Here is a 25,607-nt window from a genome sequence, read left to right as displayed (position 1 = left end):
GGTCGCCGCAGGGGCCCCGTCCCGGCCCGCCCCGCCGGTCCGCGGGCCACGGCGGTGCCGTACACCGGGCTGCCGGGACGGGCCGGGGGCCGGCCGGTGACCGTGCATGTCTCGCCCATCGAACTGCTGCGGGACATCGACGTCCTCGTCTCCTCCGAGAACGTCCACCTGGAGATGTCCAAGTCGTTCCGGCCCACCGTCTCGGGGGCGCTGCGCCGCTCGGCGGTCGTCGGCAGCGCCCCCGAGGGGCCGAACACCGACGTCCTGGCCGAGGAACTCGCCGCCTGGGTACGCGCCCGGCCCGGTGTCCTGCCCCTGCGGCCCGGCACCGTCGTCCCCACCGGACCCGGCGCTCTCGCCGAGCGCGGGGTGCGGCGCGTCTACCACGCGGCCCTCGCGATACCCGACGGCCTCGGCTACCGCGTCGACCCGCAGAGCATCGCCACCGCGGTCGCCGCCTGCTTCGCCCGCGCCCGCCAGGAACGTGCCGTCGGCCTGCGCTCGATCTGCTTCCCCCTGCTGGGTGCGGGCCGTGGCGGCCTGGACCGCCGCACCAGCGCGGAATGGCTCCGCTGGTCGATAGAGGACGCCCTCACCGCCGATCCCGACTGGTCCGTGCACATCGTGACCCGGTATCCGGAGGCCGCGGGCTACTTCGACGCGGAGGTGCCGGAGAAGCCGGGGAAGCCGGAGACACCGGGGGCATAGGGCGTGACGGTGAGCGGCGGGGCGTACGGGGACACCCGCGTCGGAGGAGGACGCACCCGCCAACGCCGGTACCCGCGGCGCCCGTACCCGCGGCGCCCGTACCCCCGGCGCCCGTACCCGCGGCGCCGGTCCCACCGGCGCCCGCCCCCTCACCCCCGCCAACTCGGCCCCCTCAGCCGTACGCCCGTCGCCGCCAGGCCGAGTTCCCATCGGCGCAGTTCACCGCGCGCGGGGACGCCGTACAGGCGGGTGGCCGTGCCGTCGGTGCGCAGGGTGACCCGCGGGCCGGGGGAGTATGTGCGGGTGAGGTGGGGGCCGTAGCGGGCGGTGCCCAGGCGGGTGCGGGGGACGAGGCGCTGGTTGGCCGAGCCGCGCCAGACCAGGTCGGTCGGCTCGGCGACCCGGAAGCGGCCCGTCACCACCGCGTCCGCGCCGGTCAGCGCCGACCACACCCCGGCCGGCACCTCGTCCGGTTCGTGGCCGGTGTAGACGAGCAGGTCCGCGCGGGGACCGTCGCCGCGGCGGCGCAGCCGGTCGGCGCCCCGCAACAGCGCGGCCAGCGCGGCCGGCTGGGCCAGCGGTTCCCCGCCGCTCACCGTCAGGCCCTGCGCCCCGCGGTCCAGCGCGGTCTCCCACAGCCGGAGCAGTTCGCCCACGGTCGCCGTCCGCCCGCCCGCCGGGTCCCAGGTGTGCCGGGACATGCAACCGGGGCAGGCCAGGGCGCAGCCCTGGAACCACAGGGCCAGCCGCCGGCCGGGGCCGAGCGTCTCGACGGGGTAGTACCCGTCGGCGATCCGCACCTCCCGCGCCGCGTCGGCGTCGTATTCAGCCATGCGCCCCCCTTGCGCCCCTGTACTCCCTGAATGCATCCGGCGTGCACCGGTGTGCATTCGAAGATCTATTCGCTTTTCTGGATCCCCCGGGCCCGAGGCGGAAGGGAAGACTATTCCGAGTCCCGCCCGCCCCACCGGGGTTTTCGGAAGTTTTCCAGGAACGCCGGTACCACTCCGGTCGCCCTCCGGTCGATCTCCGGCTGATTTCCGGATGACCGGAAATCCGGTGTCGAAAATCCCTCCCTTCGGCGTTCGTTTTTCCCCTAGGCTGCGCGAAATCCCGGATTCCGGCGGGGCCTTCGCACCGACGAGGGCGCCGTCGCCGTGCCCGCACGCGGCCCAGGAGGGCGGTCCGGGGAATCGACGAGGGAGATCCCATGAGCGAGGTGAAGTCCGTCCCGACGGACTACGGCCGCAGCCGTCTCACCGCGCGCACCCGCTGGCGGGCAGCCCGCCGCGGAAAGCGGGACGGACGGGTCGGCATCGGCCCCGAGCACTACGCCCGCCAGCTCGAACGCGCGCTGCGGATGGCACTGGAGGACCTGCGGTCCCGTTTCGTCACACGGAACGCGGCCCACATCGACCGGGTCCACGCGGAGTCCGCGCGGATCGTGACGGAGTACGACCATCGGCGCGAGGACGTGCCCGCGGCCCTGGCCCGCTTCGGCGGCTGGGTGTCGCAGTGGCGCACGGAGGTGACGGCCTGCCAGCAGCGCGGCCTGGCCCTCGCCGCCTGCGCCGACCAGGAACTCGCCCACTACGAAGCCGCCTACACGCGCGCCCGGCACCGCGCCGAGGCACGCGCCCGGCGCCGGGCCCAGCGCGCAGCCGAACGCCGCGCCGAGGCACGCGGCGAACCGCGCCCCGAGCCACCGGAGCCGCTGGAGCCACCGGAGCCGGACACGGCCGGCGCGGTCATGGCCGCGCCCGACCAGATATGGACGGGAGCACCGGACTGGATGCTCGACGAGGCCCTGGTCCGCAGGGCCCTGCACATCCTGGAGCAGAGGATCGGGCCGGCGGCCGCGGCGGCGGCCGGGGAGAACGGGGGACCCGATGAGCACCGCACACAAGGCCGTACGGAAGGCCACGCAGAAGGCCGTTCAGAAGGCCGTACGAAGGGCCGCACAAAAGGGCGCGAAAGAGGGCGCGCGAAAGGCCGCACACCACACCGCACACCGCACCACGCGTCACGCAACGCCCCACGCAACGCCTCACACCGCACGCGAGACCGTCCGCCACGCCACCCGGCTCACCGCCGCACTCGGTGCCACGGCCCTGCTCCTGACGGGGTGCGGCGGGCTCGACGGACCGGAACGGCTCTCCGCCGACTGCGCGGTCGTCGTCGACGGCTCCGGCTCCGGCGCCGACAGCGAGAACGGCTTCCGCGCCAAGGAGAAACTGAAGACGACCGTGCCCGGCTTCCTGGCCGACCAGAAATGCCGGTACGTCTCCTACGCGCCCATCACCGCGGCCTCCGCCGCCTCCTCCTGCCAGGTGGGACGGATGGACCTCGACCCTGACGCCGACAAGCGCTCCGAGCGCGAGAGCCTGTGGCTGCAGACCCGCGCCCTCGCCCAGGCGGGCGCCGAGAAGATGCTGGACTGCGCCCGCGAGCGCCAGCCCGGCTCGGACGTCCTCGGTGGACTCGAACGCGCCGCCAAGGTGCCCCGTGACGGTGACGGCACCTACCACGTGCTGGTGATCAGCGACTTCGACCAGTCCGACCCCGACTTCCGGCTCTCCAGGTTCGAGCTGGAGACGCCCGCGCAGCGGGACGAGGCCGTCGACGCGCTGGTCGCCGTACGCGGAGTGCCCGAGCTGCCCGACACCACGGTCCACCGCGTCGGCTTCGCCATGCGCGGCGGCAGGACCACACCCGAGCGCGTCGAGCAGATGGGCCAGTTCTGGCAGCAGGTCCTGGAGAAGGAGGTGAAGGTCGGTGTCGACGACGGATACGGGGCCTGAGACCCCCCGCAGGCTCAGGGACGGCCTGCCCTTCCGGCGCGGCGAGGGCCGCGCCCCCGGCCTCGGCCGCACCGGCGGCGGCACCGCACCGCGCGGACCCGTCCCGCCGACCGAGAGCAGGGAGGCCAGACAGCTCCTCTCGCAGGCCGAGTCCGCCGGCCGCCGCGCCGCGGACGACGGCACCCTCAACCCGTACGTCCTCGGCTCCGTCCACCGCCTGCCCTACTTCGGCCGGCTGACCGGGCTGCGCGGCCACGCCCGCGACCGGACCGTGGCCCGTCACCACGAGCGGGAGGAACGCGAACTGCTGGAGTCGGCGCGCCTGTACGCCGACACCGCGGCCCGCGAGGAGGACGCCCGGCGGGCCCGTGACGCCCAGGTGGAGCAGACGCGCCGGCGGCTCGCGGCCACCGCCCAGCTGGACCGGGCGGCCACCCGGATCGCCGCCCGCGAGGACAGCCGCGACCGACTGCTGCCCTGGATGACGAGGCGCGTCGCCACCGGCGGACCGGACCGCGACCCCGGCCCCGCCCCGGCGCCGGAGCCCGCCACGCCGTACGCCTCCGACCCGGACGACGACTTCGAGCCGGAGCCCGTGCCCGCTCCCGCCGCGCCGGGCGCGCACTGGGAGGGCCTCACCGAGACCGCCGCCATGGCCCGCCGGCCCCGGCTGGCCCTGGCCTCACTGCTGGTACTGGTCGAACTCCCGGTCTACGTCACGCTGTTCCTGGCGATCCACGACGGGACGCCGGAGGGCAGGCTGAGCGCGTACCTGCTGTCGGCCGCCGTCGGTGTCGTCATGACGGCCGGGCCCTTCCAGGCCGGACGCCAGTGGCGCCGCCGCGGGGCCACCGCCTCGCTGTGGATGGTCCTGCCGGTGGCGGCCGCGCTGGCGTCCGTGTGGGCGTGGGCGGCCTGGTACCTGGGCGATCTGCGGGCGCGGATCGTGTTCCGGGAGACCCCCGACACCGGCATGGCGGACCTCGCCCGCCAGATGGGCGTCGAACTGCCCCCGGCGCCCACCGTGCTGGAGCAGCTCCACCTGGACCAGCACACCGTCGGCGTCACGTTCATCTCGCTGCTGCTGCTCTCCGGCGGGATCGCGTTCCTGCTGGCCCTGTCCGAGGAACACCCCTTCGTCGCCGCCTACCGCCACCACCACCGCAACCTGGAGAAGGCGGAGACGGCACTCGCGCGGGCCGTGGCCGCGGCGGCGGGGGCCCGGCGGGACCAGGACACCCAGGAGGCGCGGGCCAGGGAGCGCGGCGAGGCGCTGGCCGCCGAACTGGCCGCGGTGGACGCCGTGTTCGAGGCGGCCGCGCACGCCTACCTCGACGGCGTGCAGGCGGCCTCGCACGATCCTGCGGTCACCGAGGGCGCGATGCGCCTGTCGGCCCGCTACCCGCTGCTGCCGGAGCCCGTCCCCACAAGGGCACGGGCCGCACTCTGACCCGGTCCGCGAGCGCGGAAACAGGCGTGGGCGTGGTCAGTAGGCCACGCCCACGCCCTGCTTCACCGCCGCCGGGTCGTTCGTCAGGGCCAGCATGGAGTGCGCCACGTCGGCCCGTCCGATGAACCGGCCCCTGGCCGGGAAGCCGCCGACCACCGTCCGGTAGCCGCCGGTGAGCGGCTTGTTCTGCAGACGCGGCGGGCGGACGACCGTCCACTCGGTGGCGCTGCCGGCCACGGCCGTCTCCATCGCGCGCAGGTCCGTGTAGATGTCCTTCAGAACCGCCGAGACCAGGGTGCGGACCGTCCGGTCGAGGAAGCCGTCGTCGGCGGGGGCCGGGCCGACCGGCGCCGCGCTGACGACCACGAGCCGGCGTACGTCCGTCGTCTCCATGGCCGTCAGGAGGGTGCGGGTCAGGCGGGTCGCCACCCCGGCGTCCTTGCGGGTGCGGGCGCCCAGGCCGGACAGGACCGCGTGGCGGCCGGTGAGGGCCGGGACCAGGTCCTCGGGGGAGGTGAGGTCGACGGTGACCACCCGCAGCCGGCCGTCGGTGAGATCGCCGTCGACGGAGAACCGGGACGGGTCCCGGACCACGGCCGTGACCTCGTGGCCCGCGAGGAGCGCCTGGCGCACGACCTCCCCGCCGATGCCTCCGGTGGCGCCGAGAACAGTGAGTTTCATGGGTCCCTCCAGGGACGGACACGAAGGTGGGTGAGTACTCACTCACCACTCTGCCCATTAAGGTGAGCATGCACTCACCCCCAGGTCAAGGCCGAGAGGCGAACCATGGAGACGAAGCCGGCCCGCGTCCGGATCCTCGACGCCGCCCACGAACTGATGCTGACGGTCGGACTGGCCCGCGCCACGACCAAGGAGATCGCCCGCGCGGCCGGCTGCTCCGAAGCGGCCCTCTACAAGTACTTCCCGAGCAAGGAGGAGCTGTTCGTCCGCGTCCTGACCGAACGCCTGCCGGCGCTCACCCCGCTGCTCGGCAGCCTCGCGGCCGAGCCGGGCCGCGGCACCCTGGAGGAGAACCTCACCGAGATCGCCCGCCAGGCCGCCCTCTTCTACGAACAGAGCTTCCCGATCGCGGCTTCCCTCTACGCCGAGACCCAGCTCAAACGCCGGCACGACGAGGCGATGCGCGGCATGGGCGCGGGCGCGCACGTGCCGATCCAGGCCCTGGAGACCTACCTCCGCGCCGAACAGGACGCCGGCCGCGTCAGTCCGGCCGCGGACCCCTTCGCCGCGGCCTCCCTGCTGATGGGCGCCTGCGCCCAGCGGGCCTTCGCCTACGACGCGGCGACGGAACGCCCCCCGGTGGACGACTTCGCCCCCCGCCTGGCCCGCACGATCCTGGCAGGCATCACGCGCTGACCGGGCGTCCCCCGGTCAGGAGGCCAGCCAGTGGTCCACCCCCGTCAGCAGCTTCTCCTGTACGTCACTCGGGGCGGCCGAGCCGCGGATCGACTGACGGGCCAGCTCGGCCAGGTCCTCGTCCGTGAAGCCGTGACACCGGCGGGCCAGTTCGTACTGGTCGGCCAGGCGGGAGCCGAACAACAGGGGGTCGTCGGCGCCCAGGGCCATCGGCACACCGGCCTCGTACAGGGTGCGCAGCGGCACGTCCTCCGGCTTCTCGTAGACGCCCAGCGCCACGTTCGAGGTGGGGCAGACCTCGCAGGTCACGCCCCGTTCGGCGAGCCGCTTGAGCAGCCGGGGGTCGTCCGCCGCCCGCACCCCGTGCCCGATCCGCGTGGCATGCAGGTCGTCCAGGCAGTCCCGGACCGACGAGGGCCCGGCCAGCTCGCCGCCGTGCGGGGCCGACAGGAGCCCGCCCTCCCGGGCGATGGCGAAGGCCCGGTCGAAGTCCCGCGCCATGCCCCGGCGTTCGTCGTTCGACAGCCCGAAGCCCACCACGCCCTGTTCGGCGTACCGCACGGCCAGCCGGGCCAGCGTGCGGGCGTCGAGCGGATGCTTCATCCGGTTCGCCGCCACCAGCACCCGCATCCCGAGCCCGGTCTCCCGCGACGCCGACCGCACGGCGTCCAGGATGATCTCCAGCGTCGGGATCAGCCCGCCCAGCCTCGGCGCGTACGACGTCGGGTCCACCTGGATCTCCAGCCAGCCCGAGCCGTCCTTCACATCCTCCTCGGCGGCCTCGCGCACCAGCCGCTGGATGTCCTCGGGCTCTCTGATGCATGAGCGCGCCGCGTCGTACAGCCGCTGGAAGCGGAACCAGCCCCGCTCGTCGGTCGCCCGCAACTGGGGCGGCTCCCCGCTGGTCAGGGCCTCACTCAGCGTCTCCGGCAGACGCACGCCGTACTTGTCGGCGAGTTCCAGCACGGTACCGGGCCGCATCGACCCGGTGAAGTGCAGGTGCAGATGGGCTTTCGGCAGCTCAGAGACCTCACGTACACGCTCCATTCCGGAATCCTGCCGTACGCCGACGTCGTCCGGGTAGCCGTTTCCCCGAACGTGGTCTTGCTCGCACACAGCAGCGGGCCGCCTCCCGAAGGAGACGGCCCGCCGACCACTCACGTGAGTGGATCAACTCGCGAGGAGGTTCAGTCCCTGGCCTCCGCCAGCAGCTTCTGGATCCGGCTCACACCCTCGACGAGGTCCTCGTCACCGAGCGCGTACGACAGCCGCAGATAGCCCGGCGTGCCGAAGGCCTCGCCCGGGACGACCGCGACCTCGGACTCCTCCAGGATGAGCGCCGCCAGCTCGACGGAGTCCTGCGGGCGCTTTCCGCGGATCTCCTTGCCGAGCAGGCCCTTCACCGACGGGTAGGCGTAGAACGCGCCCTCGGGCTCCGGGCAGAGCACGCCGTCGATCTCGTTGAGCATCCGCACGATCGTCCTGCGGCGGCGGTCGAACGCCTCCCGCATCGTCGCGACCGCGTCCAGATCACCGGAGACGGCGGCCAGCGCGGCCACCTGGGCCACGTTGGAGACGTTCGAGGTGGCGTGCGACTGGAGGTTCGTCGCCGCCTTCACCACGTCCTTGGGGCCGATGATCCAGCCCACCCGCCAGCCCGTCATCGCGTACGTCTTGGCGACACCGTTGACCACGATGCACCTGTCCTGCAGCTCCGGCAGGATCGCCGGCAGCGAGGTGAACTTCGCGTCGCCGTAGACGAGGTGCTCGTAGATCTCGTCGGTCAGCACCCACAGGCCGTGCTCCACGGCCCAGCGGCCGATCGCCTCGGCCTCGGCCTCGCCGTAGACGGCGCCGGTCGGGTTGGAGGGCGAGACGAAGAGGACGACCTTGGTCTTCTCCGTACGGGCCGCCTCCAGCTGCTCGACCGAGACGCGGTAGCCGGTGGTCTCGTCCGCGACGACCTCGACCGGGACACCGCCCGCGAGACGGATCGACTCGGGGTACGTCGTCCAGTACGGCGCCGGGACGATGACCTCGTCGCCCGGGTCGAGGATCGCGGCGAAGGCCTCGTAGATGGCCTGCTTGCCGCCGTTGGTGACCAGGATCTGGGAGGCGTCGACCTGGTAGCCGGAGTCGCGCAGCGTCTTCGCGGCGATCGCAGCCTTCAGCTCGGGCAGACCGCCGGCCGGCGTGTAGCGGTGGTACTTCGGGTTCTTGCAGGCCTCGATCGCGGCCTCGACGATGTAGTCCGGGGTCGGGAAGTCGGGCTCACCGGCGCCGAAGCCGATCACCGGCCGCCCGGCGGCCTTCAGGGCCTTGGCCTTGGCATCCACGGCGAGGGTGGCGGACTCGGAGATCGCACCGACCCGGGCGGAGACCCGGCGCTCGGTGGGAGGGGTTGCAGCGCTCATGACCCCATGTTTTCAGACGGTAAACCGGCCCGGCACACGGGTTTCACGGACTGAACAAGGACGGGCCCCCTTTTGAACATCCGTGCTGATCCGGGCGATGGCCTGGTGATCTTCCGGAGTTTTCCCGACGATCTTCCGCCCCCGCGGCGCTCACGGGCACTTTCCGTTCGACGAGGCGCCCCGGAACACGTACACTCCTACGTCGTTGGCCTTCAACAGCCGTGCCACAACCGGTGCACATTGAGCATCCGGCCGGATGCGGTACGTTGGGGAACACACAAAGGGTCGTAGCTCAATTGGTAGAGCACTGGTCTCCAAAACCAGCGGTTGGGGGTTCAAGTCCCTCCGGCCCTGCTACACACTCCTTCGCCAGGATGTGTGCGCATGTACGTACAGAAATGCACTGCCGTGCGGCTCAGACCGGGCGCGGCACGGCCACGACCCGGGAACAGGTGAGGACGAATGGCGGACGCCGTGGGCTCCATCGACACGCCTGATGCCCAGGACGAGGTGCCTGAGGCGCAGAAGAAGTCCCGCAAGGGCGGCAAGCGCGCGAAGAAGGGCCCGCTCAAGCGACTCGCGCTCTTCTACCGTCAGATCGTCGCGGAGCTTCGCAAGGTCGTCTGGCCGACGCGGGGCCAGCTGAGCACGTACACCATGGTCGTGATCGTCTTCGTGGTCATCATGATCGGTCTGGTGACCGTGATTGACTATGGACTCGACCACGCCGCGAAGTACGTATTCGGCTGAGCCGAGAGCGAAGGGCGCCGGGTGATCGGCGCCTCTTTCGCATGTTCCACCCCTATGTATCCAGGAAGAAGCAGCCACCGTGTCTGACCAGAACCTGAACGACGCCATCGAGCCGGACGAGTCGGCTGACGACGAGCTCGACATCGTCGAGGGCGCTGACGAGGACCTGGACGAGTTCGAGGCTGCCGATGCCGAGGCGGGCGAGCCCGCGGAGGAAGCCGCGCTGCACGTCGAGGACGACGAGGACGCCGCCGACGAGGCAGCCGACTCCGACGAGTCCGTCGCGTCCGCCGACGAGGACGACGCCACCGACGTCGAGGACACCGCCGACGAGGACTCCGAGGACGGCGAAGCCGTCGCGGAAGAGGCCGAGGAAGCGGAGCCGGCCGAGGCCGTCGACCCCGTCGCCGCCCTGCGCGAGGAACTGCGCACCCTGCCCGGCGAGTGGTACGTCATCCACACGTACGCGGGTTACGAGAACCGCGTGAAGACCAACCTCGAACAGCGTGCCGTCTCGCTGAACGTCGAGGACTTCATCTTCCAGGCCGAGGTGCCGCAGGAAGAGGTCGCGCAGATCAAGAACGGCGAGCGCAAGACGATCCGTCAGAACAAGCTCCCCGGTTACGTGCTGGTGCGCATGGACCTGACGAACGAGTCCTGGGGCGTCGTCCGCAACACCCCCGGCGTCACCGGCTTCGTGGGCAACGCCTACGACCCGTACCCGCTGACCCTGGACGAGATCGTCAAGATGCTCGCCCCGGAGGCCGAGGAGAAGGCCGCCCGCGAGGCCGCCGAGGCCGAGGGCAAGCCGGTTCCGCAGCGCAAGGTCGAGGTCCAGGTCCTGGACTTCGAGGTCGGCGACTCGGTCACCGTCACCGACGCCCGTTCGCCACGCTCCAGGCCACGATCAACGAGATCAACGCCGACTCGAAGAAGGTCAAGGGCCTCGTCGAGATCTTCGGCCGCGAGACCCCGGTCGAGCTGAGCTTCGACCAGATCCAGAAGAATTAGCCCCTTCTGGAACACAAGCCTCCGACCAGGTCAGGTGGCCGCTCGCGCGGTGCCTGACCTGCTCGGTTTTTGGCCGCGCACGGATACCCGTTATCGTTGTGCGGTATGCCTCCATCCGGATCATCCGGACCGGACGGCTGAAAACTCTCACTAGGACCCGGAGAGAGCAATGCCTCCCAAGAAGAAGAAGGTCACGGGGCTCATCAAGCTCCAGATCAACGCCGGTGCGGCTAACCCCGCTCCGCCGGTCGGCCCCGCGCTCGGCCAGCACGGCGTCAACATCATGGAGTTCTGCAAGGCCTACAACGCCGCGACCGAGTCGCAGCGTGGCTGGGTGATCCCGGTGGAGATCACGGTCTACGAGGACCGCTCCTTCACCTTCATCACCAAGACGCCGCCGGCCGCGAAGATGATCCTCAAGGCCGCGGGTGTCGAGAAGGGCTCGGGCGAGCCGCACAAGACCAAGGTCGCCAAGATCACCCAGGCGCAGGTCCGTGAGATCGCCACGACCAAGCTTCCCGACCTGAACGCCAACGACCTGGACGCCGCGTCGAAGATCATCGCCGGCACCGCCCGTTCCATGGGCATCACGGTCGAGGGCTGAGCCCCAGCCTCGTAGCACCTTCGTAGTCGCGGCTCCGGCCGCACGTGGCAGGGCCTGCTCGGCCCGTACCACGACTCCTCAGAACCCCCAGGAGCAGTAGTGAGCAAGCGCAGCAAGTCTCTCCGCGCTGCGGACGCCAAGATCGACCGGGAGAAGCTCTACGCCCCGCTCGAGGCCGTCCGTCTCGCCAAGGAGACCTCCACCTCCAAGTTCGACGGCACCGTCGAGATCGCCTTCCGTCTGGGTGTCGACCCGCGCAAGGCCGATCAGATGGTCCGTGGCACCGTGAACCTGCCGCACGGCACCGGCAAGACCGCCCGGGTCCTGGTCTTCGCGACCGGTGACCGTGCTGCGGCCGCAGAGGCCGCGGGCGCCGACATCGTCGGCTCCGACGAACTGATCGACGAGGTCGCGAAGGGCCGTCTGGACTTCGACGCCGTCGTCGCCACCCCGGACCTCATGGGCAAGGTCGGCCGCCTCGGCCGCGTGCTCGGTCCGCGTGGTCTGATGCCGAACCCGAAGACCGGCACCGTCACCCCCGACGTGGCCAAGGCCGTCACGGAGATCAAGGGCGGCAAGATCGAGTTCCGCGTCGACAAGCACTCGAACCTGCACTTCATCATCGGCAAGGCGTCCTTCGACGACACGCAGCTGGTGGAGAACTACGGCGCGGCCCTGGACGAGATCCTTCGTCTGAAGCCGTCCGCCGCCAAGGGTCGCTACATCAAGAAGGCCGCGATCAGCACCACGATCGGCCCCGGCATCCTGATCGACCCGAACCGCACCCGGAACCTCCTCGTCGAGGAGGACCCGGCCGCGGTCTGAACCTGACGGTTCGCCCCAGTCGGCGACGAGCCCCGCAACCTCTCGAGGTGCGGGGCTCGTCCCTTTTGCCGTACGGGTGTCAGTGCCGTGCGTTACCTTGCGAACACGGGGACTAGTTGGGGGTGAAGGTATGAAGGGCACGAAGGCGCGCCGGGCAGGCCTCTCGATCATCGCGGTGACCCTGCTGACCGGGGTGACCGCCTGCAGCTCGGGGGGCTCGGGGGGGATCCGGCGCGGACGAGGAGTCCTCCTCCTCCGCCTCGGGTGAGGGCGCCGGCACCGGCATCAGTCCGATAGCAGCCCTGCGCACCGCCGAGAAGTCCACCGACGGCGCCGACTCCGCGAAGGTCGAGTCGACCACCACCATGGGCGCGGTGATGGCGATGACGGCCGACGGCTCCCTCGGCTGGGGCGACGGTCTCACCGGCACCCTCACCATCACCTACACCGGCGGCACCATCGCCGACACCATGCGGCAGATGGGCACCACCTCGATGGAGGCCCGCTATCTGCCCGACGCGTACTACGCGCGCATGGGCGACGCCTTCGCCGAGCAGACCGGCGGCAAGCACTGGATCAAATACCCGTACGCGGCACTGGAGACCCTCGGCGGCGGCTCCGGGGCCTATCTCAAGGACCAGATGGAGAACTCCACCCCGAACCAGTCGGTGAAGCTCCTGCTGGCCTCCGGGGACGTGCGCAGGGTCGGCGAGGAGAAGGTGCGCGGCGAGCGGACCACGCACTACTCGGGCACCGTCGAGGTCGCCGACTTCGCCACCCGCAACTCCAGCCTCAGCGAGAGCCAGCTCGCCGACCTGAGGAAGCAGCTGGAGCAGGCCGGCGTCACCACGCAGACCGTCGACATCTGGGTCGACGACGAGAACCTTCTGGTCAAGAAGGTCGAGAAGGGTGAGTCGGCGAACGGCGTGTACAGCCAGACCGCCTACTACAGCGACTACGGCACCCCGGTCGACACCGAGGTGCCCCCGGCGGCCGACACCGCGGACTTCTCGGAGCTGCTCCAGCAGCAGGGGGCCGGGCCCAGGTCCTGAGGCCGGCCGCGGGAATTCACGGGACCCCACCCCCACCTCTGGGATACCTTCACACCATTCCTGTGAATCGATCAGGTGTTCACTGTGTGCTGCGTGGGGGAATGTGCATGAGGTTTTCCGTGGGTGTCCTCGGGTTGTCCGCCCTGCTCGTCACGGGCTGTGCGGCGGCTTCGGACGACACGGCGGGCGGGGGCGACGCGAAGGCCGCGGCCACTGCCGTCGCGCGAGCCGCCGAGAAGACGGAGCGGGTCGGCTCGCTGCGTTACCGGATGACCGGCCGGATGCCGGAGGAGGGGCGGCTCAGGGCCGAGGCCGCGATGGCCGTGAAGCCGCCGGCCATGAGCCTGAAGACGACGATCCTCGGCGGACCCGACAAGGGTGAGGGCGAGGTCCGCCTGGTCGACGGAATGGTGTACATAGGCAGCGACGAGGCCACCGAGGACGGCAAGCACTGGATGAAGTTCGGGGCGCCGGGCAGCTCCGACACCCCGAGCGGCGTCAAGGTCGACACCGGCCCCATGGCCGACAAGGTCCGCCGCAACCCGGCCCACGAGAGCACCTTCCTCACCGCGGCCGAGGACCTGAGGAAGACCGGCACCGAGACCGTCGACGGCGTCACCACCACGCACTACGAGGGCACGGCCACCGTCGACGAGATCAGGGCGTCGTACCAGGACGAGGCCAAGAGCGTTCGCCAGGTCCGCGAGCAGGCTCTCGCGCAGTACGAGAAGGTCGGCGTCGACGAGCTGGAGATGGAGGTCTGGATCGACGAGTCCGGCCGCACCAAGCAGCAGCGCTTCCAGGGCCTCGGACGGAAGGGCCAGCTCGACCTCACCGTCACCTTCCTCGACTTCGACAAGCCGGTCACCGTGCAGGCCCCGCCCGCCTCGGACACCTTCGACCTGGCGGAGGAGATGAAGAAGGCCGGGCGCTGAACCGGCGCTGAACCCCCCTTACGGGCGGATTTGCTTGACGGCGACCCGTTCACGTACGCTCCTACAGAAGCCAAAGACCGCTGGTCGTTGCCGTGTGCTCGTGAGAGGACGCGGTGGCCGAAGGATCCGCTGATATGCGGACGACCCGCGCAGGTGACTGTGGTAGTGCTCCCGGACCGCGATCCGCCCCATGGATTTCGTTCGGTCGAGCCCTCGCCCCGTGCGCCTGCGCCGGGGCGTTTCGTTTGTCCCAGCCCCTTCCGAGCGGTCGTCAACACCCGGAAGGAGGCCGACGCTCATGGCAAGGCCCGACAAGGCTGCCGCGGTAGCCGAGCTCGCGGAGCAGTTCCGCAGCTCGAACGCCGCCGTGCTGACCGAGTACCGGGGTCTCACCGTGGCGCAGCTCAAGACGCTGCGTCGTTCGCTCGGTGAGAACGCCCAGTACGCCGTGGTGAAGAACACGCTGACCAAGATTGCGGCCAACGAGGCCGGGATCTCGACGCTCGACGACCTGTTCAACGGTCCGACGGCAGTTGCCTTCGTCACCGGTGACCCGGTGGAGTCGGCGAAGGGTCTTCGTGACTTCGCCAAGGACAACCCGAACCTCGTCATCAAGGGCGGTGTCCTTGACGGCAAGGCGCTGTCCGCCGACGAGATCAAGAAGCTTGCGGACCTCGAGTCCCGCGAGGTTCTGCTCTCCAAGCTGGCGGGTGCCTTCAAGGGCAAGCAGTCCCAGGCTGCTCAGCTCTTCCAGGCGCTTCCCTCGAAGCTCGTCCGCACCGTGGACGCCCTTCGCGCCAAGCAGGCGGAGCAGGGCGGTGCCGAGTAATTCGGCTCGCGCAGTGACCGCCGCCTGAGGCAGTGGTCTTAGCGGGCCGAACGTACGCCCGCCGAACAAGTACATCGGCACCAGCCGAATTAGTGGAAGGATCGCCCACCATGGCGAAGCTCAGCCAGGAAGACCTGCTCGCGCAGTTCGAGGAGATGACCCTCATCGAGCTCTCCGAGTTCGTGAAGGCCTTCGAGGACAAGTTCGACGTCACCGCCGCCGCCGCGGTCGCCGTTGCGGGCCCGGCCGGTCCGGCCGCCGTCGAGGCCGTCGAGGAGCAGGACGAGTTCGACGTCATCCTCACCGGTGCCGGCGAGAAGAAGATCCAGGTCATCAAGGTCGTGCGTGAGCTGACCTCCCTGGGTCTCAAGGAGGCCAAGGACCTCGTGGACGGCGCTCCGAAGCCGGTCCTCGAGAAGGTCGCCAAGGAGGCCGCCGAGAAGGCCGCCGAGTCCCTCAAGGCCGCCGGCGCCTCGGTCGAGGTCAAGTAACACCCCGCGGTCGGCGACGACCGCAGCGTCGGCCGAAACAGTCCCCTCGGGGCTGTAACGCTGACGCACCGAAGAGCGATCATCCATTCGGGTGGTCGCTCTTCGGCGTTGTCGGGGGCCCGGCCACGGTTACCTTGCACCTGAGTTCGCGAGGGGTATGGTGATCTTCGTCGTGTAGCCGGGCGGCCGCCGTTCCGGGCATGGGGGCCTTGACGAACCGCACGCGGCGCGCAATTCTCAGGACGCGTCGTCACAAGGATCCGAATCCGAGGCATGGATCGACGACGAAGAGGGCAGTATCACCGTGCGTTGAGACAACGTGCGTTGAGGGCAACCGGACCGAGGGCGTTGAGAGCTACGAGGGTCTCGAAAAACCCGCACTGGACATCAGTGTGCCAAGTGGCTACACTGACCCTTTGCGCTGCCTGTTAGCTGCCCCCTGCCCGTCACCAGGGGCATGCCCTCGCCCGAACATCGATGACTGACCCTCTCTGACCCGGCCTTTCGGCCGATCCGGGGAAGTCCGTCTCGTTGTGTGGGGGAGGAGCCGGTACGCGCGTAGTGAGTCCGAGCCCTCGGAAGGACCCCCTCTTGGCCGCCTCGCGCAATGCCTCGACCGCGAATACGAACAATGCTGCCAGCACTGCCCCGCTGCGCATCTCCTTTGCAAAGATCAAGGAGCCCCTCGAGGTTCCGAACCTTCTCGCCCTGCAAACCGAGAGCTTCGACTGGCTGCTCGGCAACGAAGCGTGGAAGGCTCGCGTCGAGGAGGCTCTCGAGAACGGTCAGGACGTCCCCACCAAGTCCGGCCTCGAGGAGATCTTCGAGGAGATCTCCCCGATCGAGGACTTCTCCGGGTCGATGTCGCTGACCTTCCGCGACCACCGTTTCGAGCCGCCGAAGAACAGCATCGACGAGTGCAAGGACCGTGACTTCACGTACGCGGCCCCGCTCTTCGTGACGGCCGAGTTCACGAACAACGAGACCGGCGAGATCAAGTCCCAGACGGTCTTCATGGGCGACTTCCCGCTCATGACCAACAAGGGCACCTTCGTCATCAACGGCACCGAGCGTGTCGTCGTGTCGCAGCTGGTCCGCTCGCCCGGTGTCTACTTCGACTCCTCCATCGACAAGACGTCCGACAAGGACATCTTCTCCGCCAAGATCATCCCGTCCCGGGGTGCCTGGCTGGAGATGGAGATCGACAAGCGCGACATGGTCGGTGTCCGCATCGACCGCAAGCGCAAGCAGTCCGTCACCGTCCTCCTGAAGGCTCTCGGCTGGACCACCGAGCAGATCCTCGAGGAGTTCGGCGAGTACGAGTCGATGCGCGCCACCCTGGAGAAGGACCACACCCAGGGTCAGGACGACGCGCTCCTGGACATCTACCGCAAGCTGCGCCCGGGCGAGCCCCCGACCCGCGAGGCCGCTCAGACGCTGCTCGAGAACCTCTACTTCAACCCCAAGCGCTACGACCTCGCGAAGGTCGGCCGCTACAAGGTGAACAAGAAGCTCGGCGCGGAAGAGCCGCTGGACGCCGGTGTGCTCACCACCGACGACATCATCGCCACGATCAAGTACCTGGTGAAGCTGCACGCCGGTGAGACCGAGACGCTCGGCGAGTCGGGCCGCTCGATCATGGTCGAGACCGACGACATCGACCACTTCGGCAACCGCCGCATCCGCAGCGTCGGCGAGCTGATCCAGAACCAGGTCCGTACGGGTCTCGCCCGTATGGAACGGGTCGTGCGTGAGCGCATGACCACCCAGGACGTCGAGGCGATCACGCCGCAGACCCTGATCAACATCCGGCCGGTCGTCGCCTCCATCAAGGAGTTCTTCGGCACCAGCCAGCTGTCCCAGTTCATGGACCAGAACAACCCGCTGTCGGGTCTGACGCACAAGCGTCGTCTCAACGCGCTCGGCCCGGGTGGTCTGTCCCGTGAGCGGGCCGGCTTCGAGGTCCGTGACGTTCACCCCTCGCACTACGGCCGCATGTGCCCGATCGAGACGCCGGAAGGCCCGAACATCGGCCTGATCGGCTCGCTCGCCTCGTACGGCCGGATCAACCCGTTCGGTTTCATCGAGACCCCGTACCGCAAGGTCACCGGCGGTGTCGTCACCGACGAGGTCGACTACCTCACGGCCGACGAAGAGGACCGGTTCGTCATCGCGCAGGCCAACGCGCCGCTCAATGACGACTTCCAGTTCGAGGAGGCCCGCGTCCTGGTCCGCCGTCGTGGCGGTGAGGTCGACTACGTCCCCGGTGACGACGTCGACTACATGGACGTCTCCCCGCGCCAGATGGTGTCGTCGCGACCGCCATGATCCCGTTCCTCGAGCACGACGACGCCAACCGTGCCCTCATGGGCGCGAACATGATGCGTCAGGCGGTGCCGCTGATCAAGTCCGAGGCCCCGCTGGTCGGCACCGGCATGGAGTACCGCTCCGCCGTCGACGCCGGCGACGTGGTCAGGGCCGAGAAGGACGGTGTGGTCCAGGAGGTCTCCGCGGACTACATCACCACGGCCAACGACGACGGCACGTACATCACGTACCGCCTGGCCAAGTTCTCCCGGTCCAACCAGGGCACCTCGGTCAACCAGAAGGTCATCGTCAACGAGGGTGACCACGTGATCACGGCCAGGTCCTGGCCGACGGTCCCGCCACCGAGAACGGCGAGATGGCGCTGGGCAAGAACCTGCTCGTGGCGTTCATGCCGTGGGAGGGTCACAACTACGAGGACGCGATCATCCTGTCGCAGCGCCTCGTGCAGGACGACGTCCTCTCCTCGATCCACATCGAGGAGCACGAGGTCGACGCCCGTGACACCAAGCTCGGCCCCGAGGAGATCACCCGGGACATCCCGAACGTCTCCGAGGAGGTCCTCGCCGACCTCGACGAGCGCGGCATCATCCGGATCGGTGCCGAGGTCGTCGCCGGCGACATCCTCGTCGGCAAGGTCACGCCCAAGGGCGAGACCGAGCTGACCCCCGAGGAGCGCCTGCTCCGCGCGATCTTCGGTGAGAAGGCGCGCGAAGTGCGCGACACCTCGCTGAAGGTGCCGCACGGTGAGATCGGCAAGGTCATCGGCGTCCGCGTCTTCGACCGTGAAGAGGGCGACGAGCTGCCGCCGGGCGTGAACCAGCTGGTTCGCGTCTACGTGGCGCAGAAGCGCAAGATCACGGACGGTGACAAGCTCGCCGGCCGCCACGGCAACAAGGGTGTCATCTCGAAGATCCTGCCGATCGAGGACATGCCGTTCCTGGAGGACGGCACCCCGGTCGACATCATCCTCAACCCGCTCGGTGTGCCGTCCCGAATGAACCCGGGACAGGTTCTGGAGATCCACCTCGGCTGGCTCGCCAGCCGCGGCTGGGACGTCTCCGGTCTCGCGGAGGACTGGGCCCAGCGGCTCCAGTCGATCGGCGCCGACAGCGTCGCCCCCGGCACCAACGTCGCCACCCCGGTGTTCGACGGCGCCCGCGAGGACGAGCTGACCGGTCTGCTCCAGCACACCATCCCGAACCGCGACGGCGAGCGCATGGTGCTCCCGTCCGGCAAGGCCCCGCTGTTCGACGGCCGCTCGGGTGAGCCGTTCCCGGAGCCGATCTCGGTCGGCTACATGTACATCCTCAAGCTCCACCACCTGGTCGACGACAAGCTGCACGCCCGTTCGACCGGTCCGTACTCGATGATCACCAGCAGCCGCTGGGTGGTAAGGCCCAGTTCGGTGGCCAGCGCTTCGGTGAGATGGAGGTGTGGGCGCTGGAGGCTTATGGCGCCGCGTACGCCCTCCAGGAGCTGCTGACCATCAAGTCCGACGACGTGACCGGCCGCGTGAAGGTCTACGAGGCCATCGTCAAGGGCGAGAACATCCCCGAGCCCGGCATCCCCGAGTCCTTCAAGGTGCTCATCAAGGAGATGCAGTCCCTGTGCCTCAACGTGGAGGTGCTGTCCTCGGACGGCATGTCCATCGAGATGCGCGACACCGACGAGGACGTCTTCCGCGCGGCGGAAGAGCTCGGCATCGACCTGTCCCGGCGTGAGCCGAGCAGCGTCGAAGAGGTCTGACGGGAGTTTCGGCGGCCTTCGACAGAAGGCCGCCGGCCCCAGGACCCCCGTTTCAGACCCCTAAGACTTACAACCCTGAGAGGGATTGACGCATAGTGCTCGACGTCAACTTCTTCGATGAGCTCCGGATCGGTCTGGCCACCGCTGACGACATCCGTCAGTGGAGCCACGGCGAGGTCAAGAAGCCCGAGACCATCAACTACCGCACGCTCAAGCCCGAAAAGGACGGACTCTTCTGCGAGAAGATCTTCGGTCCGACCCGGGACTGGGAGTGCTACTGCGGCAAGTACAAGCGTGTCCGCTTCAAGGGCATCATCTGTGAGCGCTGCGGCGTCGAGGTGACCCGCGCCAAGGTGCGCCGTGAGCGGATGGGCCACATCGAGCTTGCCGCTCCCGTCACGCACATCTGGTACTTCAAGGGTGTCCCGAGCCGTCTGGGCTACCTGCTCGACCTGGCTCCGAAGGACCTCGAGAAGGTCATCTACTTCGCGGCGTACATGATCACGTACGTCGACGAGGAGCGCCGCACGCGTGACCTGCCCTCGCTGGAGGCGCACGTCTCCGTCGAGCGTCAGCAGGTCGAGAACCGCCGGGACTCCGACCTGGAGGCCCGCGCCAAGAAGCTCGAGACCGACCTGGCCGAGCTCGAGGCCGAGGGCGCCAAGGCCGACGTGCGCCGCAAGGTGCGCGAAGGCGCCGAGCGGGAGATGAAGCAGCTGCGCGACCGCGCCCAGCGCGAGATCGACCGTCTCGACGAGGTGTGGACCCGCTTCAAGAACCTCAAGGTCCAGGACCTCGAGGGCGACGAGCTGCTCTACCGCGAGCTGCGCGACCGCTTCGGCACGTACTTCGACGGTTCGATGGGTGCCGCGGCGCTGCAGAAGCGCCTGGAGTCCTTCGACCTCGACGAAGAGGCCGAGAAGCTCCGCGAGATCATCCGTACCGGCAAGGGCCAGAAGAAGACCCGTGCGCTCAAGCGCCTCAAGGTCGTCTCCGCGTTCCTCCAGACCAGCAACAGCCCCAAGGGCATGGTGCTGGACTGCGTGCCGGTCATCCCGCCGGACCTGCGTCCGATGGTGCAGCTGGACGGTGGCCGCTTCGCGACCTCCGACCTGAACGACCTGTACCGCCGTGTCATCAACCGCAACAACCGCCTGAAGCGCCTTCTCGACCTCGGTGCGCCCGAGATCATCGTGAACAACGAGAAGCGCATGCTCCAGGAGGCGGTCGACGCCCTCTTCGACAACGGCCGTCGTGGTCGCCCGGTCACGGGCCCCGGCAACCGTCCGCTGAAGTCCCTCAGCGACATGCTGAAGGGCAAGCAGGGTCGATTCCGTCAGAACCTGCTCGGCAAGCGTGTGGACTACTCCGCGCGTTCCGTGATCGTCGTCGGTCCGCAGCTGAAGCTCCACCAGTGCGGTCTGCCGAAGGCGATGGCGCTGGAGCTCTTCAAGCCGTTCGTGATGAAGCGCCTGGTCGACCTGAACCACGCGCAGAACATCAAGTCGGCCAAGCGCATGGTCGAGCGCGGCCGCACCGTGGTGTACGACGTCCTCGAAGAGGTCATCGCCGAGCACCCGGTGCTGCTGAACCGTGCGCCCACCCTGCACCGCCTCGGCATCCAGGCCTTCGAGCCGCAGCTGGTCGAGGGCAAGGCCATCCAGATCCACCCGCTCGTCTGCACCGCGTTCAACGCGGACTTCGACGGTGACCAGATGGCCGTGCACCTTCCGCTCTCCGCGGAGGCGCAGGCCGAGGCCCGCATCCTGATGCTGTCCTCGAACAACATCCTCAAGCCCGCCGACGGCCGTCCGGTGACGATGCCGACCCAGGACATGGTCCTCGGTCTGTTCTTCCTCACCACCGACGGCGCCCTGCGCGACGTCAAGGGCGAGGAGCGTTCCTTCTCGTCCGTCGCCGAGGCGATCATGGCGTTCGACGCCGGCGAGCTGTCGCTGCAGTCGCGCGTGGACATCCGCTTCCCGGTGGGCACCATCCCGCCGCGCGGCTGGACCCCGCCGGCGCAGGAGGAGGGCGAGCCGGAGTGGCAGCAGGGTGACTCGTTCCGTCTGCGGACGACCCTGGGCCGCGCGCTCTTCAACGAGCTGCTGCCCGAGGACTACCCGTTCGTCGACTACGAGGTCGGCAAGAAGCAGCTCTCGGAGATCGTCAACGACCTCGCCGAGCGCTACCCCAAGGTCATCGTGGCGGCGACGCTCGACAACCTGAAGGCGTCCGGCTTCTTCTGGGCGACCCGTTCCGGCGTCACCGTGGCCATCTCCGACATCGTCGTTCCCGACGCGAAGCGCGCGATCGTCAAGGGCTACGAGGCGCTGGACGAGAAGGTCCAGAAGCAGTACGAGCGCGGTCTGATCACCAAGGAAGAGCGCACGCAGGAGCTCATCGCGATCTGGACCAAGGCGACCAACGAGGTCGCCGAGGCGATGAACGCGAACTTCCCGAAGACCAACCCGGTCTCGATGATGGTCAACTCGGGTGCCCGCGGAAACATGATGCAGATGCGTCAGATCGCCGGTATGCGTGGTCTGGTGTCGAACGCGAAGAACGAGACCATCCCGCGTCCGATCAAGGCCTCCTTCCGTGAGGGCCTGTCCGTGCTGGAGTACTTCATCTCCACCCACGGTGCCCGTAAGGGTCTGGCGGACACCGCCCTGCGTACCGCCGACTCGGGTTACCTCACCCGTCGTCTGGTGGACGTCTCGCAGGACGTCATCATCCGCGAGGAGGACTGCGGCACCGAGCGCGGCCTCAAGCTGGCCATCGCCGAGCGCGGCGAGGACGGTGTGCTGCGCAAGGCGGACAACGCCGAGACCAGCGTGTACGCGCGCTGCCTCGCCGAGGACATCGTCGTCGACGGCAAGGTGCTCGCCCCGGCGGGCGTCGACCTCGGTGACGTCCTCATCGACCAGCTGGTCAAGGCCGGCATCGAGGAGGTCAAGACCCGCTCGGTCCTGACCTGCGAGTCCGCCGTCGGCACCTGCGCCATGTGCTACGGCCGTTCGCTGGCCACCGGCAAGCTGGTCGACATCGGTGAGGCGGTCGGCATCATCGCCGCCCAGTCCATCGGTGAGCCCGGTACCCAGCTGACGATGCGTACCTTCCACACCGGTGGTGTGGCCGGTGACGACATCACCCAGGGTCTGCCGCGTGTCGTCGAGCTCTTCGAGGCCCGTACCCCGAAGGGTGTCGCCCCGATCTCCGAGGCCTCCGGCCGCGTGCGGATCGAGGAGACCGAGAAGACCAAGAAGATCGTCATCACGCCGGACGACGGCAGCGACGAGACGGCGTTCCCGATCTCGAAGCGTTCCCGTCTGAAGGTCGAGGAGGGCGAGCACGTCGAGGTGGGCCAGCAGCTCACCGTGGGTACCCAGAACCCGCACGACGTGCTGCGCATCCTGGGCCAGCGTGCCGTCCAGGTCCACCTGGTGGCCGAGGTCCAGCGGGTGTACAACTCGCAGGGTGTGTCGATCCACGACAAGCACATCGAGATCATCATCCGGCAGATGCTCCGCCGCGTGACGATCATCGAGTCCGGCGATGCCGAGCTGCTGCCCGGCGAGCTGGTCGAGCGCTCGAAGTTCGAGACCGAGAACCGTCGTGTGGTGCAGGAGGGCGGTCACCCGGCCTCCGGTCGTCCGCAGCTCATGGGTATCACCAAGGCCTCGCTGGCCACGGAGTCCTGGCTGTCGGCGGCGTCCTTCCAGGAGACGACCAGGGTTCTGACGGACGCGGCGATCAACGCCAAGTCCGACTCCCTGATCGGCCTCAAGGAGAACGTCATCATCGGTAAGCTCATCCCGGCCGGTACGGGTCTGTCCCGTTACCGCAACATCCGGGTCGAGCCGACCGAGGAGGCCAAGGCCGCGATGTACTCGGCCGTCGGCTACGACGACATCGACTACTCGCCCTTCGGCACCGGCTCCGGCCAGGCCGTCCCGCTGGAGGACTACGACTACGGTCCGTACAACCAGTAAGGCGTACGTCTGAAGCACTGAAGGGCGGTCACCCGTGCGGGTGGCCGCCCTTCGGCGCGCCTTGCGGCCGTACGCGGTGCTGTGGCCCCGGTGTGGCCCCGGGACGGCGCACCGGCCCCCTGGCAGCCCCCACGGGATCCCCGGCCCGCTCGCGGTCTCTCATGGCTTCCGCCCGCGGCAACGCGATGCGCTCGGGTCGGTGGGGAACCATCGCGGGACGCCGAGCGTAGGAGAATGATGGGAGGCAGTTCACGCCGAGCGGGGGAGGTGTCCGTGTCGTATCCGTCGCCATGGCAGCCGTGGCAGGGCCAGAGCGGTCCGCCGATGCTGGCCGCCCACGCGGACCGGGAGCGCACCGTCGACGTCCTCAGAGCGGGTTTCGCCGAGGGCCGGCTCCAGCAGTCGGAGTTCGAGCGGAGGGTGGCGCGGGCGTACGAGGCCCGCACGGTCGGGGAGCTGTCCCTGATCGTCGCCGACCTGCCGCAGGGCCCCGTCGCCGTGCAGCCGTCCGTCCCGCAGCCGCACGGCTATCCGTCGCAGATTCCGCGGACCTTCCTGCCCGCCCCGCCGCCGACGAACGGCAAGGCGGTCGGCTCCATGGTCTGCGGTGTCCTCACCACGATGACGATGGGCCTCACCGGCATCCCCGCGGTGATCCTCGGGCACTCGGCCAGAGCAGAGATCCGCCGCTCCGGCGAGGGCGGCGAGGGCTTCGCCATGGCCGGCCTCGTCCTGGGCTGGCTGTCGGTGGCGGGCTGGGCGGTCTTCCTGGCCGTCCTGTTCCTGGCTGCGGTCGCGTAGCGGGGGAGCGGGCGGACCTGGCTGGGCCCACTGCCCGGCCGGGCCCACTGCCCGACCGGGCCCGCCCGCTCCCCGCTACGGGATGCCCAGCTCGAACATGACGTAGTGCGCGTACCACCCCGAGGCCACCGCCGCCGTGGTGAAGAACACCGTCAGACTCGGCCACTTCAGCCGGCCCATCGCCGCCGCGGGAGCCAGGAGCAGCGGGAAGCAGGGCAGCAGGTAGCGCGGGGTGTTGCCGAACATCTGCTGGGTGCCCAGCACGGTCACGATGCTCGCCAGGGTGTACGCGACCAGCACCAGTGGCGGCTTCTTCCGCAGCATCAGCGCGATCAGGAACGGCAGGGCCAGCACCACCTGGACGGCGATGAGGTCGGGGACGGAGAAGGCGAACAGGTAGTTGTGGTGGCCGACGGCCGTGTTGCCCAGCACGTCGAGGGTGTAGGCACCGAAGTCGAAGTAGTGCGCCCAGCCCTCGCGCTGGAGTGTGAAGTACGCCGTCGGATCGTCCATGCTGAGGCCGACCCAGGCGACATAGGTGAGCAGCCCGAGCGGCGCGGCGACCATGGCGTACACCGGCCCCGCCACGCCGTGTTCCCGTCTGCTGTCGCGCCGGGCGAGTGTCACCAGCGCGGCGAGCCCGACCGCGCCGATCAGCGCGGCGGAGGTGGGCCGGTTCAGTCCGGCCACGAAGGCGAGGAGTCCGGCCGCCAGCCAGCGGCCCTTCATCACGCTGTGGCAGCACCAGGCGGCGATGGCCACGAACAGGGACTCCGAGTACACCGCCCACTCGACTCCGGCGCCGGGCACGACCGCCCACAGCCCGGCGGCGATCGTGCCGGCCCGCACGCCCGCGAGGGTGGAGACGACGGCGTAGATCCCGGCGGCGGCGACGAAGGACGCGAGCACCGAGACGAGGATCCCGGACCCGAACAGGCCGAGCCCGGTGACTTCGGACACCCCCCGGATCAGCCCCGGGTACAGCGGGAAGAACGCGACGGAGTTCTGCTTGACGGTGAACAGCCCGCCCGGGTCGAGCCGTTCCAGGGGCCGCGGGTCGTACCCCTTCTCGGCGACCTGGAGGTACCACCAGCCGTCCCAGGTGGCGAGCACGTCCCACCAGTGGGCGCCGCCGCCGAAGCGGGGCTGCTTCTCCCGGTAGTCGCCGGCGGCCTCCAGCAGAAGCGCGAAGACGGTCAGCCCGACCAGCTTCGTGACGCCGTACAGGAGCAGCGGGGCACGGTACGGTCGTAGACCATCCGGCAGTGCGAGTCGGCGCGTCATCCGTGGCCGCTCCCGCTGTCCGTCCGGCTCACCGGGCTCGTCGGGCATCGCGGCGTCCGTCGCCGCGTCGCTGCGGGCCGTGCTCATGACTGGGGTCCCCCCTCGGACGACCGGCCTGAGCCAGGCGCGCGACCGCTGTCCGGATGATCGTGAAGTGTGGTCATAAGATCGCAACAGCGTCGCACATGTGCGTCACAGCTTGGGGG

At 69.4% G+C, this 25,607-nt stretch carries 18 protein-coding genes, 1 tRNA gene and 2 pseudogenes; 16 read left to right on the top strand and 5 right to left on the bottom strand.

Annotation, left to right across the window (positions count from 1 at the left end; genetic code table 11):
• A partial coding sequence (locus BM536_RS31905; RefSeq protein ID WP_107439642.1) for a macro domain-containing protein occupies nt 1–708 on the top strand: 708 nt, incomplete at its 5' end.
• Between the two features lie 149 nt (nt 709–857).
• Here BM536_RS31905 and BM536_RS31900 read toward each other — a convergent pair.
• The gene (locus BM536_RS31900) at nt 858–1,541 is read right to left on the bottom strand and encodes a 4Fe-4S single cluster domain-containing protein (RefSeq protein WP_094103797.1); all 684 of its coding nucleotides are present in this window, start codon (nt 1,539–1,541) and stop codon (nt 858–860) included.
• A gap of 1,056 nt (nt 1,542–2,597) precedes the next feature.
• On the opposite strand from BM536_RS31900, the gene BM536_RS31895 reads away from it, so the two are divergent.
• Entirely contained in the window at nt 2,598–3,509 is a 912-nt protein-coding gene (locus BM536_RS31895) for a hypothetical protein (protein WP_073491898.1), read from the top strand.
• Nucleotides 3,484–4,959, top strand: coding sequence for a hypothetical protein (locus BM536_RS31890; protein ID WP_094103796.1), 1,476 nt, complete (start codon nt 3,484–3,486; stop codon nt 4,957–4,959). Before BM536_RS31895 ends, BM536_RS31890 begins: the two co-directional genes overlap by 26 nt.
• 36 nt (nt 4,960–4,995) lie before the next feature.
• Here BM536_RS31890 and BM536_RS31885 read toward each other — a convergent pair whose 3' ends face one another.
• Entirely contained in the window at nt 4,996–5,640 is a 645-nt protein-coding gene (locus BM536_RS31885) for an NAD(P)-dependent oxidoreductase (protein WP_073491901.1), read from the bottom strand.
• 105 nt (nt 5,641–5,745) lie between these two features.
• Between BM536_RS31885 and BM536_RS31880 the strand changes: the two genes are divergently transcribed.
• The gene (locus BM536_RS31880) at nt 5,746–6,336 is read left to right on the top strand and encodes a TetR/AcrR family transcriptional regulator (protein ID WP_073491902.1); all 591 of its coding nucleotides are present in this window, start codon (nt 5,746–5,748) and stop codon (nt 6,334–6,336) included.
• 15 nt (nt 6,337–6,351) lie between these two features.
• Here BM536_RS31880 and BM536_RS31875 read toward each other — a convergent pair whose 3' ends face one another.
• Together BM536_RS31875 and BM536_RS31870 are read right to left on the bottom strand one after the other, a co-directional pair.
• Nucleotides 6,352–7,383, bottom strand: coding sequence for an adenosine deaminase (locus BM536_RS31875; protein ID WP_073491903.1), 1,032 nt, complete (start codon nt 7,381–7,383; stop codon nt 6,352–6,354).
• A 140-nt stretch (nt 7,384–7,523) separates the two neighbouring features.
• The gene (locus tag BM536_RS31870) at nt 7,524–8,750 is read right to left on the bottom strand and encodes a pyridoxal phosphate-dependent aminotransferase (RefSeq protein WP_073491904.1); all 1,227 of its coding nucleotides are present in this window, start codon (nt 8,748–8,750) and stop codon (nt 7,524–7,526) included.
• Nucleotides 8,751–9,031: 281 nt separating this feature from the next.
• Between BM536_RS31870 and BM536_RS31865 the strand changes: the two genes are divergently transcribed.
• The 12 genes and pseudogenes from BM536_RS31865 to BM536_RS31805 all read left to right on the top strand — a co-directional run bounded on the left by BM536_RS31865 (nt 9,032) and on the right by BM536_RS31805 (nt 24,117).
• Nucleotides 9,032–9,104 (top strand) — tRNA-Trp (locus BM536_RS31865).
• A 108-nt stretch (nt 9,105–9,212) separates the two neighbouring features.
• Nucleotides 9,213–9,500, top strand: coding sequence for a preprotein translocase subunit SecE (gene secE, locus BM536_RS31860; protein ID WP_073491905.1), 288 nt, complete (start codon nt 9,213–9,215; stop codon nt 9,498–9,500).
• Between the two features lie 79 nt (nt 9,501–9,579).
• Nucleotides 9,580–10,485 carry a transcription termination/antitermination NusG family protein gene (locus BM536_RS31855; protein WP_425444703.1) on the top strand — a complete coding sequence of 302 codons (906 nt, stop codon included), beginning with the start codon at nt 9,580–9,582 and terminating at the stop codon, nt 10,483–10,485.
• Between the two features lie 195 nt (nt 10,486–10,680).
• Nucleotides 10,681–11,115, top strand: coding sequence for a 50S ribosomal protein L11 (gene rplK, locus BM536_RS31850; RefSeq protein WP_006383482.1), 435 nt, complete (start codon nt 10,681–10,683; stop codon nt 11,113–11,115).
• A 99-nt stretch (nt 11,116–11,214) separates the two neighbouring features.
• Nucleotides 11,215–11,940: a 50S ribosomal protein L1 gene (gene rplA, locus BM536_RS31845; RefSeq protein WP_073491906.1), complete on the top strand. Its 726-nt coding sequence runs from the start codon at nt 11,215–11,217 to the stop codon at nt 11,938–11,940.
• A 130-nt stretch (nt 11,941–12,070) separates the two neighbouring features.
• A pseudogene (locus tag BM536_RS31840) lies at nt 12,071–12,992 on the top strand (SCO4651 family lipoprotein).
• 107 nt (nt 12,993–13,099) lie between these two features.
• A complete protein-coding gene (locus BM536_RS31835; RefSeq protein WP_073491930.1) occupies nt 13,100–13,927 on the top strand; it encodes an SCO4651 family lipoprotein in 828 nt (275 codons plus the stop codon).
• Nucleotides 13,928–14,225: 298 nt separating this feature from the next.
• Nucleotides 14,226–14,756, top strand: a complete 531-nt coding sequence (gene rplJ / locus BM536_RS31830) for a 50S ribosomal protein L10 (protein WP_073491907.1) — start codon at nt 14,226–14,228, stop codon at nt 14,754–14,756.
• A gap of 110 nt (nt 14,757–14,866) precedes the next feature.
• Nucleotides 14,867–15,247: a 50S ribosomal protein L7/L12 gene (rplL, locus tag BM536_RS31825; protein WP_073491908.1), complete on the top strand. Its 381-nt coding sequence runs from the start codon at nt 14,867–14,869 to the stop codon at nt 15,245–15,247.
• A 591-nt stretch (nt 15,248–15,838) separates the two neighbouring features.
• Nucleotides 15,839–19,321: pseudogene (gene rpoB / locus BM536_RS31815) on the top strand (DNA-directed RNA polymerase subunit beta).
• 95 nt (nt 19,322–19,416) lie between these two features.
• On the top strand, nt 19,417–23,316 hold the full coding sequence (locus BM536_RS31810; RefSeq protein ID WP_073491909.1) for a DNA-directed RNA polymerase subunit beta': 3,900 nt from the start codon (nt 19,417–19,419) through the stop codon (nt 23,314–23,316).
• A gap of 324 nt (nt 23,317–23,640) precedes the next feature.
• Complete coding sequence (locus BM536_RS31805) at nt 23,641–24,117, top strand: DUF1707 and DUF4190 domain-containing protein (protein WP_073491932.1); 477 nt, start codon at nt 23,641–23,643, stop codon at nt 24,115–24,117.
• 75 nt (nt 24,118–24,192) lie between these two features.
• Here the strand turns inward: BM536_RS31805 and BM536_RS31800 are convergent, their stop codons facing one another.
• Nucleotides 24,193–25,488: a glycosyltransferase family protein gene (locus tag BM536_RS31800; protein ID WP_073491910.1), complete on the bottom strand. Its 1,296-nt coding sequence runs from the start codon at nt 25,486–25,488 to the stop codon at nt 24,193–24,195.
• Nucleotides 25,489–25,607: the final 119 nt, after the last annotated feature.

This window comes from Streptomyces phaeoluteigriseus, assembly GCF_001896135.2.
GTDB classification, from domain to species: Bacteria; Actinomycetota; Actinomycetes; order Streptomycetales; family Streptomycetaceae; genus Streptomyces; species Streptomyces phaeoluteigriseus.
The sequence above is the reverse complement of the archived record's forward strand: the minus strand, read 5'-3'. Positions and strand labels throughout refer to the sequence as shown.